A 12,912-nucleotide genomic window follows, 5' to 3' on the forward strand; every position below is an offset into this window, starting at 1 on the left:
CCCCGGGGCGCGTCCGGTCCCGTGACCGCCTCCTATGCTCCGACGCATGAGCGAATCCCGGGTGTTGTACATCGTCGCGGGCGCGGCGCCGCCCGTCCTCGACATCGCCACGCTCCTCGCCGAGGTGCGAGCGCGAGAATGGGATCCCTGCCTGATCCTCACGCCGACGGCGGCCGACTGGCTGTCGAACAGCCTCGACACCCTCACCGCCGTGGCCGGCCGCCGGCCACGCACCCGCAACCGCCGACCGGGCGAGGAACGTCCCTTCCCCGCACCCGACGCCCTGCTCGCGTGCCCGCTCACCTTCAACTCGCTCAACAAATGGACGCTGGGCCTGGCCGACAACGTCGCCCTGGGCACCCTCGCGGAATGGCTGAGCACGCACCTCCCGACCGTGGCCGTCCCGTGGTTCAACGACACCCTCGCCGCGCACCCGGCCTACGCCGACAGCATCCAGACGTTGTCCTCGTACGGCGTCACGATCCACCTGGACCCGAACGGCCGGCCACACAGCGGTGACGTCCCGGTGGACTGGTCGGCGATCGCGAACCTCCTGCCGGCGAATCCGGGCTGAGCCCATCGCCGGACGCCGGGTGGGGCCACGAAAGCAGCCCGTCCGGCATGTGCGCGTTGTGGAGCGGCCCGCTTCCGAACACCGAAGGCAGGGCGGCTTCGGGATGTTCGGGGCCTGGGCAGTGGGCAGTGGGCGGTGGATGTGCGACGGGTCGCCGTGGTGAGGGAACTACCCGTCGAGTCGCCATCCTCCAGGCTTGCCCGGTGGATAGAGGGTCTGCCGGGTGCCGTCGATGCGCAATCGAAGGTCGTGCGGGGCGGGGGATCCGGTGGCCTGCCACTCCTGGTGGATCGTATCGATGGCGTCCCACAAGCGTCGGGGGCCGCCTTGGGTCACCGTCCCGGTGGCGTGCTCGAAGGTGGCCCAACTTCCGTCCGGGTGGCCGAGGTTGGTGCTGCGCCCGCCGGCTTCATTGCCGGTGAACCTGCTGCATCCGGGCACGGCGAGGCCGAGGATGAACCGGGTGTCGGCCCCGTCGAGGGCGGCCGGGGGTGTTTCGGATGCCCGCGTGGCGCCGTCGCGTCCCTCGGTTACGGCTGCCCATGCCGCTCGGATGTCGGGCGATTGCGGTCGGGAGATCATGAACGACGCGGTTGGGTCGGCCAGGATCGGCCCGTCGGCCTGTCCCGAGCCGGTGACGGTCGGGCGGACCAGGGCGTAGGCGTCGAGCGGACCGGCCAGGGTGAGCAGCAGGACACCGCCGATGCGGGTGGCGTCGACCCATGCCGAGGGGACGCGGCGGACGCTGAAGGTCGCGATGAGTCGGTCGTATCGATCACGTGCGCTGCCGACCGCCGCGCCGCCGTCACCTGTGCGCAGAGTGGGTGTGTGGCCGGCTGCGGCGAGGCGTCGTGCGGCGGTGGCGGTGATGGCGGGGTCGATGTCGATGGTGGTGACCTGTTCGGCGCCGAGTCGGGCCGACAGGAGGGCGGTGTTGTAACCGGTACCGCATCCCGCCTCGAACACCCGGTCGCCGTCGCGGACGTCGAGGTGTTCGAGCATGCGCGCCATCAATGAGGGCCGGGTGCTCGACGACGTCGGTGTGCCCTTGGTCGGCTCGTGGTCGTCGTCGGTGATGTCTCGTCCGTCGAGTTGGGTGACGAGGGACTCGTCGGCGTACGCCGCGGCGAGGTACGCCGGTTCGCCGGCGTGCCGGGGGATCCAACGCCGACGCCCGCCGACGTCGCCGACGGTCCAGAATGAAGGAACGAATAGGTGCCGGGCAGTCACCCGGAACGCTTCCTGCCATGGTGTTGTCCGCAGATCCCCGGCCTCGACGAGCCGCCGGACGAGGTCCGCACGCAATGCGTCCGCCTCCTTGCTGTCCACCCTGTGTGCGGCGGTCACGCGTCCTCCGTGAGAAGTTCGGCGATGGCATCGGCAATGGGGACCTTGGCGGCGAGTTCGATCCAACCCCATTGGCCGGCAGGGTTGTTCTCCAGGAACGTCCACGTTCCGTCGGGGGATACGACGAAGTCCATCGCGCTGAAATTGAGCTTGTAGTGTTCCTGGAAGCGGCGAACGCCTTCCGCGACATCCGAAGGAACGCTGATCGGATCGTAGGTGAGTGCCGCGTAATCGGTGCGCCAATCGACCCGGGCGGCTGCGGATCCGGCATGGATGGCCACGGCGAACATGTGCCGGCCGACGACCGTCAGCCGCACCTCGTTTTGCTTGGGGACGAACTCCTGGAAAAGATGCGCGGTCGCCCGCACCGAGTCGTCGAGGTCGTTCGGGTCGATCAAGCGAAAGGGTACGGACTCCCAGGATGGCCCGACGTTCAGGCGTACGCCTGCGGGGTGGATCGGCTTGTATCCGACGGGCCGGTCGCTGCCCTGGGCGAACGCGCGGGCGGCGGCCGGGTCGGACGTGATGAGCGTGCGGGGTGTCCGGAGACCGCAGAACGCGGCAATAACGAGTTGCCGGGGTTTGCCCTGGGCGTCGATGAGCAGTCGCGGGCGGGTCACCCACGGCACGGGCAGGGATTCCAGGACTCCGTACACGGCGGCGGCGGACTCGCCGATGGCCCACTCACGGGCGGGGCCGACGACTGCGGCGGGAGGGTCCGGCGGTGCGGGCCGCACCAGGTGTACGGCCCGCACGGATTCGAGGTCCACCGCCCGATCGAGACCCACGAGAGTCCCGGACCAATGCCCGCCGAAGTGCTCCGCGGTGAGTATCACCCGCTGGGGATGGTCCGCGACATCGAACCGCATCACCGGCACGTTTCGTCGATTGAGGGCATCTACCACCAGGTCGGCTGATGGATCCGTCTGTTGGGCCAGGACCAGGACGGTGGACCCGCCCATCAGCGGTAGGGGTCGCTGGTGTCGTCCGAGGCACCGTCCAGGTTCGTGGACGTGACCGTCGCGGCCATGGGCGCGTTTCGAGCCCACAGACGACCGTCGCAGTCGAGATTCACCTGAAGCTCGGCGTCCCAATGCCGACCGGGGTCGACGTCGACGGTGTTGGGCTCGCTCGTGTGGCGCAGACCGAACGGGATGCCGGGAGCTTTCATCGTGTCGGGCATGGTGCTCCTAGGGTTGAGCGGAACGGAAGCTGCTGCGGTTACGACACTTCACTGCGAGGAGGAGCGCGGGGATACGTGCCCATGTCGCCCAGCGTCGCAGGCGTTGGTCTGTGATCGGCAGGTCTCCGGCGGAGTTGAGGAAGCACTGGTGGTCGGCTCCCGAAGATGCCGGATGTGCCCGGCCGACCGCGATGCGGCGGCTGCCGACTGCGTGACGTGGCGGGCAAGACGAAGTGGCTTTGTGGCGCCGTCGGTCAGACCGGTCGGGTGAGGGGTCCTGCCTTGTACATCTCGGCGGCGGGCGCGGTGGCGGTTTCCCGGGTGCGGACGCCGTGTTCGTATTCGACCATCCATCGGGTGCCGTCGTGCCAGATCTCGGTGATGGTGCCGAGGTGGTGGTTGCGGGGGCCGAGCTTGCGCCAGAGGTGGTCGCCGATCGACCACGGGGGTGAGGCGGACATGATCTTTCCTCGGATGCGGAAGGGGGCGGTCGGGGCGGTCTGCGTCCTGTGCCGGCTGGGCGCGGGGGTGTGTTCGCGGTGCAGGATCATCCGTACGTAGCCGGGAGAGAAACCGGCGATACGGGTGATGGTTTCGGTGGGGATGCCGGCGTGGTGGGCGTCGGCGACCGCGGCGCGGAGTGCGGCGCCGGCGGTGCGGCACTGTTGGTGGTGCGCTTGCCGTTGGTGGTGTGGCGTTGTTGCGGGGTTCGGGTGTCGGCCCTGGAGTCGGGTGCGTTCGGCTGCGGTTGCGGCGAGGCGGGCGAGGGCGGCCTGGCGGCCGTGGGGTGGTGGGTGCACGACCCTCCTTCCGGGCTGTGGGTCGATGGCCTGCCCGGCCGGGCGTGCGGGGGTCTTCAGGCACCCGGCCGGGCAAGGGGTGAGGGGCCGGTCCCGCAGCCGCGCCGGTGACTGCGGGACCGGGTGCCGCCCGCCGGTGTGGTCGGGCGCGGGCGGCGTCGGAGGGGACTCAGCCACCCGGGCCCGGGATGCCGCCGCCGACCGGCGGGGGTGGGAACGTCCGCATCAGGTGCATCCGCGACTCGTGCACCAAAGCCGTCAGTTCGGCGCGCGTCACGTCGAGGGGATCGCGGTCCGGGGCGATGATCCGGATCGGGCGGTCCGGGTCTCCGGACGGTTGGACGGCTACGGACTTTGACATGAAAAACGGCCCCTCGCGTTGGAAACCTGCTGGTCAACAACGCTAGGGGCCGTCCAGTGACGGAGAGGCTACAGATTGTATCCCTTCCGGGGCTTGCGTCAGGCCACCCCGACGCGCCTCGCGAACTCCATCCGACGCCCACTCCTGCGGTACTTCGCTGTCATCAGGCGCACGTTCTCCCGCACCGAGGGATGCATCCTCGCGTGCTGCGGTGCCAGGCGCTCCGCGTACTCGAACGCGTCCCATGCCGAGTCGTGGTCGCCGGCCAGGTAGTGCGCGCGGCCGGCGTCGATGTGGAAGTGGCTGCGGCGCTCCCTGCTGTAGTCCTGCGGCAAGACGATCCGCTCCAACCGGCGTACCGCGTCTCGCCCCCGGCCCAGTTCGACCGGCAGCGACACGCCCCAGATCGCCACATTGGTCGGGCCGAAGACCAACTCGAAGTCGTTGCGGTCCCCACCTAGTTCGTTCGCCGACTCCTCGGCCTTTGCCCAGTGCGCCCATGCGGCGTCGCCGTCGTAGGCGCGCGCCGAGTTGAGGGATGCCTTCAGGTGGTAGGCACCCGCGAGCGACAGAGACAACGGGTCGTCGCGGTGCTGCGGCTTGGACAACTCGGCCAAGCCGTCGTCAAGGATGGTCGCGGCCTCGTCGTGCTCGCCGATGCCGATGTACTCGCCCGACTCGTACCAGCGCGCGGCCAACATCCGTAGCGGATCCTCCGTACGCTCGGCAGCCCACAGGACCCGCTCGGTCGCGAGCGTCGCATCGCTGACCAGGCCCATTTTGTACAGGTACTGCATCGCCGCCTCGTAGGCCGAGCACAGCAGACCGTACGCCTCGCGTCGGTCGTCCGATTCCAGGATGTGCGTTGCGATGCGGGTGTCGAGCAGCAGGTCCGGCAACACCTCGCCGGTTCGCGTCATCGCTGCGGCCTGCCGCCAGGCGTTTGCCTCGGCCACACGAGCGCGCAGTTCGGCGAGATCGACCTCGCGGGCCTGTGCCTCCGTCAGGCGGGGCGCCCGGTTGTAGCGGAGAAGTTCACGTTTGATCGCGGACACGGCTCCGTCATCCGATCCGGGCGCGTAGTAGGGCGCTCCGGTGATGTCCGTGGGGTGGCACTTCAAGGCACGCGCCAGGCTCAGGATGTTCGCGGGGCGGTCCAGGGATCGAGCGCCGCGTTCGTATGCCTTGATGGCGGCGAGGCTGAAGTTCGTCTCCATCGCGAGGCGGCTCTGCGTCCAGCCTCGGGCGGCACGCGCGGCGGCGAGTCTCGTGCCGTTGTGCGGTGCGAACGTCGGTGTTTCATCGTGGTCCGTTGGCATGGCCTGGATTCCCTCCGAGCAGGTCCACCCGAGCCGATGTGTGCGCCGTCGCGCCGGTGCTGCCCTGCAGCCGGTGGCGGCGCCGCCCCGTACTCCGGCGGGATAATCAGGTACCGCCAGCGTACGCCGACGCACAACGCCGGCAGGCGAGTCTGCTCCGCTGCCATCCGTGGGAGCGGGGCGAAGTCATCTCCGGGCGCAAACCTGTTCGTGCTGCTCATGCTTCACCGGCTGCGGGCGTTGTGACCTGCGGCGACTACGGGAGTCTCAGGGGCGCACGCCAGTTCGCGTGCTCCACCCGTGTGCGCCGGCTATCGGTCGTCAACGGAGCGCTGCCATTCTGGAAGGCCTATCGCGAGCAGGAGGCAGTCATGCCCAGAACCACCGTCGTCCGTGGCGAGCGGATCGAGCTGCCGAATACGCTCGCGGAGATCCGTGCCGCCCTTCCCGAGGACCGTCGCGACGAGTTCGACAAGGTTATGTACGAGACCCCGCTCGATCGGCTCGAACGCGACGCCATCCTGCACTGGGCGCTTCCTCCGGAGGCTCAGGAGGAGGACGAAGAAGATGCCCGCCGGATCAAGGCCGGGGATTTCAGCTTTGCCCAGTGGACGGACGGCGACGGAAACGCGGTGCCCCGATGAGCCGCTACTACGTGCAGTACTCCGACCGGGCCGAGGATGGCCTCAAGCCCCTGTCGGCCTCGCAGATCCGCGCCTTCAAATCGACCGTCGAATCAACCGTGGGCAACGACCCCTACGGGCACGGATCCAGTCAGGTGGGGTCCGACCGGGACCGCCGCGAGGCCACGGTTACGGGCGTGTTCATCCGGTACATGGTCAGCAACAGCGTGCTGGTCGTGAGCGTCACCCGCGCCGTCTCGCTGTGAAGCCGCCCATCCGCCCAGGACACTGACGCCGACCCGCCGGGACGACGTGCGTCCCGGAAGGTCGGCCCCGATGTCCCGCCGGGCGAGGTCGGGTTTGGCCTTGGTGTCGCCGGGGTGTGGATTCGGTCAGTGTGGGATGTCCACCGGGGGCAGGACCTCGGCTGTGGGGGAGAAACGGGTGGGGACGGCGAAGGTGCCCTTGGTGGGCGGCGGCTCGTGGTGGTCGGCGGCGGATTCGGCTCGGCGCAGGACGACCAGGGCGGCGATCGGCGGGGCCGGCGCCTCGGGGGCCAGGAAGGGCTCGTCGGCGACGCCCGCGAAGGCCTCGCGGGCGGTGCTCGCCGGGTCGGGCGCGGCGTACTCCAGGATGTCGGCGCCCAGCCGCCGGCCGGTGTTGCGCAGGTGCAGGTACGCGGTCGTGCAGGCCTCGCGTGCGGCGGTGCCGTCCGCCTCGGCCAGCGCCCGTTCGTAGGCGGCGTGCACCTCGGGCGGGGTGGCCGCCGGGGTGATCCCGAGGACGTCGTAGGGCGATCGCTCCGCTGCGGGCATGATCCGTGCTCCGGGTTCGTGGTCCGTGGTCCGAGATGTGGGTGGCGGGGTGGGCGGTGGGGTGCGGCCGGTCGCTCGACGCTCGGTCAGTAGTAGCCGTGGATCCGGGCCCGGATCTCGTCCAGGATCTCCCGGGTGCCGTCCGTGGGGTGGTACTCGTTCGCGCGTTCCAGGTGTACGAGCGCCGTGTGGTTGTGTCCCATGTTCGCCTGCCGCACCCCCTCGTTGTGCAACGCCAGCGCCAGCAGCACGGTGTTCTCCGGGGTCAACGGGATCGCCTCCAGCACCCGGATCGCGTCCTGATAGCGCTCCTCGCCCAGATACACCGCCACCAACGCGTCCCGCAGCCTCGGCTCCTCGTGCTCGGCGAGGGCCCGACCGAGCACCTCGATCGCCTCGTACGCTCGGCCCTTGGCGAGCAGGTCGTAGCCGCGGTCCACCACCACCACGATCCACGCCTCGCGCAGCGGCTCGATCTCCAAGCCGTCGGCGATCTCGCAGCGCAACAACTCCTCGGCGACCTCGTAATGCCGCGCGTAGTAGTGGTTGAACGCCAACGCGCGGCGCGTGGGCGGGTCGTCGCCGTAGTGCAGGGCCTCCTCGAGCAGGGTGATCGCCCGCTCGAAGTCCTCCTCGCCTTCGCTCGTCCGCGCCGCCTCCGACAGCAGCGCGGCCACCCGTCGGCGCGCCTCGGCGGCCGGCGACTCGCCCTCCCCGCCGGTGTCCGCGAGTTCGAGCGCCTCGCGCATCGCCGCGACCGCCTGCTCGCGCGCGCCACCGCGCAGCGCGAGTCGCTCGGCACTCAGGAACAGCGCGTTGGTCAACCCGATCCGACCCGCCTCGCCGGGGTCGAGCGCGAACGCCTCGCGCATCGTGGCGACCGCCTCCTCGACCGCCGCGTCGGTGCCGGTCGCCAACAACTCCATCACCAGCCCGCGCAGCGCGCCGGCCGCCAAGGCCCGCACGGCCGCGTCGTCCGGGGTCAGCTCCAACGCCCGGCGAACCAGCGCGATCGCGTCGCGGTACAGCTTGCGCTCGTGCGCCTGCCGCGCGAGTTGCGCGTACGCCCCGGCCAACGCCGCACGCAGGCCCGGCCCGTCCGGGGCGAGCGCCCACGCGCGGGACAACAACCGGGCCGCCTCCGCGTGTTCGTTCGGATCGGCGGCCAACACCGCTTGCGCGGCCCGGATTCCGACCCGGGCGGCCAACTCCGTCGCGTCCGCCGGCAGCGGCGCCGCCTGCTCCAGACACCCCAGCGCCGGTGCCCACTCCCCGCGTTCGCCCAGATCCCGGGCCCGAGCCAGGTGCGCCCGGGCCAGCAGCGCGGCCACCCCCGGCGTCGCGGCGGGCCCGGCCAACCCGGCCAGCGCGGTCAGCCCGGAGATCGCCTCGTCGAACCGGCCGGCGTCGATCAGATGGTGGTACAGGCCCAACGGGCCGAGCAGGTCGGCGGTGTGCGCGTCCACCGCGGCCCGGACCGCGGCGGCCAGTTCGCGGCCCGCCGGCGACCCGTGCTCGGGGTCGGCGACCCGCTCCAGGAACATCGGCCCGCACACGATCGCGGCGGGTGCCGGCTCGGTGTGCGCGATACGTTCGGTCGCGGCCACCTCCAACGCCCAGCGCTGTGCCAACTCGCGGTACAGCGCGGCCACCGCGCCCTCGCTCTGCCCGGCCCGCTCCCGCAACTCGCGGTGCACCCGCTCGATCTGCTCGGTGCGCGCGATCCGGATCCGCTCCTCGGAGATCTCCCGCCCGGTGCGCGCCTCCAGATCGATCCAGAACCTCGGGCTGTACAGCACCGCGGCCCAGGTTCCGCACACCAGTTGCCACATCGCGGTGGTGTGCCCCGCGTCGTCGGCCAACCCGGCGCGCAGCGCGGACAGCGCCAGACACTGGAGGTTGCGCACATCGGTGGGCACCGCGCGCTCCAGTTCGAGCCGAATCGCGATCGAGGCGTCGTGTCGATCCGCCCGCGCGTGCGCGAGCGCCTGCCACGAGCGCAACAGCGGCCGCGCCCGACGCACCTGCGCCAACTCCGGCACCAGGCCCGCCGCGCGCTCCACGTCCGCCGACGCGGCGACCAGGTCGGCGCTGTGCGCGGCGGCCCGGCGCACGTACACCCGGGCGGCGATCAACCTGCCCGCGTCACTCGCCCCGGGGCCGGCCAACAACGGCTCCAGGCCCGCCAACGCCGCGTCGTGATCGCCGCGCTGGGCACGCAGCAGGGCCAACAGGTGGTGCGCCGAGGTACGCCCGCTGCCGCTCGCCCACCGGGTCAGCTCGGCCTCCGCCGCCGCACCCGTGCCGGCCTGGTGCGCGCACGCGGTCAGCGCGGCCAACATCGCGTCCGCGCAGCCCCCGCAGCGGGCCGGCAGGTCGCCGCCGAGCACGCCGTGGTCGGCGCAATAGGCCCGCCCGCACTGGCCGCACACGGCCCGCGCCGACGCGACGCACCCGGCCGACTCGCACACCGCCGCATGCGGCTGCGGCTCCACCGGCCCGGGCACCACCAGCGACTGCCGGTACGCCTGGGCCGCGTCGCCCCACCGGCGGGCCCGCGCGGCGTGCATCCCGCGCACCGCCCACGCGGCCGGTTCGGCCTCGGCCAGCGCCCCCAGCGGTACGGTTCCCGCGCCGAGCGCGAGCCGGGCCAGCGGCGCGAGATGCCCCACGCGCGGATCGGCCACCGGATCGAGCGCGGCCGACAACCGCACCGCGACCGCCGGTTCGCCCGCGTACAGCGCCGCGATCGCCAGATGCACCCGGATCCGCCGATCGCCCGGCACCAACGCGACCGCCGCGCCGAGCCGATCCCGCGCGGCCGTCAGCGGCGCGCCCCGGTCGCGGCCGAACCGCAACAACTCGGCGCCCTCGCGAAACAGGGTCTCGGCCAGCGCGACCCGATAGCCCTCGTGGTCGGGAAACGCGTCCCGACACGCCTGCCAGTGCTCACGCGCGAGCGCGTGGTCGCCGGCCGTGAGCGCGGCCCTGGCCAGCAGATCGCGCGCGGTGGCCACGTTGTGCGCGCGGATCGCGTCGTTGACCCCGCCCGGCGCCGCCCACAACTCGTCCGCCCGGTCCACCCGACCCAGTCGGGCGTACCCCAGGCCCAGGTGGAAGCGCGCCGCGCCGCTGGGTTCGGTACGCACCGGCCCCAGCACCTCGATGCCGTCCGTGATCCGCCCCGCCGCGATCCGGGCCGCGCCGAGCCGGACCACGCCCGGCGTCCAGTCCGGGCGGGCCGCCAACCCGCTCTCGTACGCCTGCGCTGCGCCCGCGTGGTCGCCGGCGTGCTCGCGGACCAGGCCCAACCCGAAGCGGGCCGGCGCGTAGTGCGGGTCCAGCCGGGCGGTGGTCTCGAACTCGCGCCGGGCCAGCGTCCACTCGTCCTCGACTACGGCGAGTTGTCCGCGCGCGTAGTGGGCCCGCGCGTCGCCGGGCGCCGCGGCGACCGCGGCATCCGCGTCGGCCCGCGCCGCGCCCAGGTCGCCCTCGTCCCGATAGGCGATGCCGCGGAAGAGCAACGCCTCGGCCGCCAACGGCGAATCGTCGTCCACCCGGTCCAACACCCGCCAGAACGACGCGATCGCGTCCTGGCGTCGCTCGCGCCGCAGCCGTACGCACGCCTGCCGGTGGTGCGCGAGCGCGCTGTCGTCGCCCGCCTCGATCGCCGCCGAGAACGAGGCGTCGGCCGCCTCCAGCTCACCGGTCGCGCTGTAGGCGCGGGCCAGCAGGTGGTGCTGCACCGCGTTGCGCTCGCGGATCTCGGCCAGATGCACCACCGCGCGCCCCGCGGCACCGAGTTCGAACAGCGCCCGGCCCAGCCCGAAGCGGGCCCGCGCGTGTTTGGGCTCGGCCGCCACCACCCGCTCGAAACACGGCGCCGCCGCCGCGAAATCCGCGTCCTCCTCGTGCAGCGTGCCCAGCGTCAGGTTGGCCGCGACGTGTCCGGGCTGCGCCGCGAGGACGCGCCGCAACACCGGGAAGGCTGCCGTGCGGTCCCCCCGGGCCAGCGTGAGCGTGACGAACTCCAGTTGTACGTCCGCGTGCTCGGGCAGCAGGTCGGCCGCCCGGCGGAGCGGCTCCAGGGCCGCCGCGTCCCGGCCCAGCGCGTGCTGCGCGCGGCCCAGACCGAGCCATGCCTGCGCGTGCGTGGGGGCCAGTGTGCAGGTGCGGGTGAGCAGGGCCACGGCGGCTTCGAGCGCCGCGGCTCGGGACATCTTGTCGGCGGGCTTGCGGCGCAGGTGGGTCAGCGCCATCGCGTACAGCACCTCGGGCCGCTCCGGCTCGATGGTCAACGAGCGCTCGAACGCGGCGAGCGCGTCGTCCGGGCGACCCGCGTCGCGGTACAGCCTGCCCAGTTCGTAGCACGTGGAGGCGCGCGGCACGAGCCGGTCGGCGCGCTCGAACGCGGCGGTCGCCTCGGCCGCCCGACCGAGGTCGCGCAGCGCGCACGCGCGGCCGTACACCGCCCACTCGGTCCGCGGCGCGCCCGCCTCGATCCGGCCCGCGAGTTCCTCCACCACGAGCAGTTCGGCCCTGGGTAGGCCGGGCGCGACCACGCACCGGGCCTCCAGGAAGTCGTACGCCGCGTGATCGGGATCGGTGTCGGTGCGGGTGACCAGGTCCACACAGATCGCGATGTCCAGCGCGCCGGGGCCGGCCCGCCGGGTCGCGTCGGCGGCGGTCAGCTCCAGCGCGGCGGCGGGCAGCGCGGTCAGCGCGAACGCGGTCCGGAAGGCGGTGATCGCGTCGACCGAGCGGCCCTGGCGGCTCGCCACCTCGCCCAGGCCCACCAGCGCCCGCCCCCGGGTCTCGGCGTGCGCGTCCGCGACGCCGGGCTTGACCAACGCGTCCGCGACGCGGCGATAGCCGCGCTCGGCCGCGGCCAGTCGGCCCGCCCGGTGCGCGGCCTCGGCCTGAGTCAACAACGTCTCGGCGCGCGCCGCGATCGACGCGGGTCTGCGCCGGAAACCGAACCACATCAGAGCGGCCACCAAAGCGAGGAGGGCCGCGATGGCGGCGAGAAGCGGGACCGTCATCGGGCGGCCCGCGGGGTATGCCGTACTACGTCGATCAACGGGTCCCCCGACCGTTCAACCCAACAAACACCGTTCATCCCAGCATCGAGCGCTCATGCTAGAACACGCGTCATCCGACTTTCAGGTGCTTGGCGGCCCCGGCTTGGGCAAAATCGCGCCGCGTGCGGACATGGCGACACCGGCGCGCCGACCGCCGCCGACTACGCTCGGTGGCCATGAGCAGCACACCGCCCCCGGATCGACCGACCGAGCAGGATTTCCACCGGCTGCTGGAGCGTACCGGCGCCGAGATCGCCCAGGGCCTGACCGAGGACGAGTTCGAATCGGTGGAAAAGGAGTTCGGATTCCGATTCGCCGCCGATCACCGTCTGTTGTTGTCGGCCGGCCTGCCGGTCGGGAAGAGCTGGCCGAAGTGGCGGGACGGCAACGCGCGGAGCCTCAAGGCGCAACTGGGCTGGCCGAGCGAGGGTGTGCTGTTCGACGTCGAGCACAACGCTTTCTGGCCCTCGACGTGGGGCGCGCGTCCGGCGCAGCTCAAGCACGCGCTCAAGTCGGCGCGATATCACCTGGCGCGGGTGCCGACGATGGTGCCGGTGTACGGCCACCGCTACCTGCCCGGCACCGAGGGCCAGTGGGGTCACCCGGTGTTGTCCATGATGCAGACCGACATCGTGGTGTACGGCGCGAACCTGGCCAACTACCTCGCGGCGGAGTTCGCCGGCGGGGCGATCGAGCAGGCGCCGGTGACGGTGCCGTTCTGGCGCGACCTGGCCTCGTGAGCGGGTACGTCCGGCACGCCGACGTCTCGTGACCCGTGCTGCCGCCCGAGCCCGGCTGTCGTCCGAGCC

General features: G+C 72.1%; 12 protein-coding genes. 4 read left to right on the forward strand and 8 right to left on the reverse strand.

Annotation, left to right across the window (positions count from 1 at the left end):
- Positions 1-46 precede the first annotated feature (46 nt).
- On the forward strand, positions 47-574 hold the full coding sequence (locus OG948_RS28465) for a flavoprotein (protein ID WP_406299172.1): 528 nt from the start codon (positions 47-49) through the stop codon (positions 572-574).
- Between the two features lie 168 nt (positions 575-742).
- On the opposite strand, the gene OG948_RS28470 is transcribed toward OG948_RS28465, so the two are convergent.
- From OG948_RS28470 to OG948_RS28495, 6 genes are all read right to left on the reverse strand, one after another.
- Complete coding sequence (locus tag OG948_RS28470) at positions 743-1,921, reverse strand: methyltransferase domain-containing protein (protein WP_406299173.1); 1,179 nt, start codon at positions 1,919-1,921, stop codon at positions 743-745.
- Positions 1,918-2,883, reverse strand: coding sequence for an MvdC/MvdD family ATP grasp protein (locus OG948_RS28475; RefSeq protein WP_406299174.1), 966 nt, complete (start codon positions 2,881-2,883; stop codon positions 1,918-1,920). The genes OG948_RS28470 and OG948_RS28475 overlap by 4 nt, the downstream gene beginning before the upstream one ends.
- A complete protein-coding gene (locus OG948_RS28480) occupies positions 2,883-3,104 on the reverse strand; it encodes a hypothetical protein (protein ID WP_406299175.1) in 222 nt (73 codons plus the stop codon). Before OG948_RS28480 ends, OG948_RS28475 begins: the two co-directional genes overlap by 1 nt.
- A gap of 254 nt (positions 3,105-3,358) precedes the next feature.
- Positions 3,359-3,904 carry a hypothetical protein gene (locus tag OG948_RS28485; RefSeq protein WP_406299176.1) on the reverse strand — a complete coding sequence of 182 codons (546 nt, stop codon included), beginning with the start codon at positions 3,902-3,904 and terminating at the stop codon, positions 3,359-3,361.
- 169 nt (positions 3,905-4,073) lie between these two features.
- Positions 4,074-4,265 (reverse strand): hypothetical protein, encoded by a 192-nt coding sequence (locus OG948_RS28490; RefSeq protein WP_406299177.1) that lies wholly within the window; start codon positions 4,263-4,265, stop codon positions 4,074-4,076.
- A gap of 98 nt (positions 4,266-4,363) precedes the next feature.
- Positions 4,364-5,584, reverse strand: a complete 1,221-nt coding sequence (locus OG948_RS28495) for a helix-turn-helix domain-containing protein (protein WP_406299178.1) — start codon at positions 5,582-5,584, stop codon at positions 4,364-4,366.
- Positions 5,585-5,955: 371 nt separating this feature from the next.
- Between OG948_RS28495 and OG948_RS28500 the strand changes: the two genes are divergently transcribed.
- Both OG948_RS28500 and OG948_RS28505 read left to right on the forward strand, forming a co-directional pair.
- Entirely contained in the window at positions 5,956-6,228 is a 273-nt protein-coding gene (locus OG948_RS28500; protein WP_406299179.1) for a hypothetical protein, read from the forward strand.
- A complete protein-coding gene (locus OG948_RS28505) occupies positions 6,225-6,473 on the forward strand; it encodes a hypothetical protein (protein ID WP_395859507.1) in 249 nt (82 codons plus the stop codon). Before OG948_RS28500 ends, OG948_RS28505 begins: the two co-directional genes overlap by 4 nt.
- Positions 6,474-6,599: 126 nt before the next feature.
- Here the strand turns inward: OG948_RS28505 and OG948_RS28510 are convergent, their stop codons facing one another.
- Both OG948_RS28510 and OG948_RS28515 read right to left on the reverse strand, forming a co-directional pair.
- The gene (locus tag OG948_RS28510; protein ID WP_406299180.1) at positions 6,600-7,022 is read right to left on the reverse strand and encodes a hypothetical protein; all 423 of its coding nucleotides are present in this window, start codon (positions 7,020-7,022) and stop codon (positions 6,600-6,602) included.
- Between the two features lie 86 nt (positions 7,023-7,108).
- A complete protein-coding gene (locus OG948_RS28515) occupies positions 7,109-12,064 on the reverse strand; it encodes a tetratricopeptide repeat protein (protein ID WP_406299181.1) in 4,956 nt (1,651 codons plus the stop codon).
- 215 nt (positions 12,065-12,279) lie between these two features.
- Here OG948_RS28515 and OG948_RS28520 point away from each other — a divergent pair, with 215 nt between their 5' ends.
- Complete coding sequence (locus OG948_RS28520) at positions 12,280-12,843, forward strand: hypothetical protein (RefSeq protein WP_406299182.1); 564 nt, start codon at positions 12,280-12,282, stop codon at positions 12,841-12,843.
- Positions 12,844-12,912: the final 69 nt, after the last annotated feature.

Origin of the sequence: Embleya sp. NBC_00888 (assembly GCF_045207655.1) — a bacterium.
Classification (GTDB): Bacteria; Actinomycetota; Actinomycetes; order Streptomycetales; family Streptomycetaceae; genus Embleya.

Bases quoted from the DNA above. Each gene is read 5' to 3' on its own strand.
- OG948_RS28520 (WP_406299182.1), top strand. From the start codon at position 12,280: ATGAGCAGCACACCGCCCCCGGATCGACCGACCGAGCAGGATTTCCAC.
- OG948_RS28500 (WP_406299179.1), top strand. From the start codon at position 5,956: ATGCCCAGAACCACCGTCGTCCGTGGCGAGCGGATCGAGCTGCCGAAT.
- OG948_RS28465 (WP_406299172.1), top strand. From the start codon at position 47: ATGAGCGAATCCCGGGTGTTGTACATCGTCGCGGGCGCGGCGCCGCCC.
- OG948_RS28490 (WP_406299177.1), bottom strand. From the start codon at position 4,265: ATGTCAAAGTCCGTAGCCGTCCAACCGTCCGGAGACCCGGACCGCCCG.
- OG948_RS28495 (WP_406299178.1), bottom strand. From the start codon at position 5,584: ATGCCAACGGACCACGATGAAACACCGACGTTCGCACCGCACAACGGC.
- OG948_RS28515 (WP_406299181.1), bottom strand. From the start codon at position 12,064: ATGACGGTCCCGCTTCTCGCCGCCATCGCGGCCCTCCTCGCTTTGGTG.
- OG948_RS28480 (WP_406299175.1), bottom strand. From the start codon at position 3,104: ATGCCCGACACGATGAAAGCTCCCGGCATCCCGTTCGGTCTGCGCCAC.
- OG948_RS28505 (WP_395859507.1), top strand. From the start codon at position 6,225: ATGAGCCGCTACTACGTGCAGTACTCCGACCGGGCCGAGGATGGCCTC.
- OG948_RS28510 (WP_406299180.1), bottom strand. From the start codon at position 7,022: ATGCCCGCAGCGGAGCGATCGCCCTACGACGTCCTCGGGATCACCCCG.
- OG948_RS28475 (WP_406299174.1), bottom strand. From the start codon at position 2,883: ATGGGCGGGTCCACCGTCCTGGTCCTGGCCCAACAGACGGATCCATCA.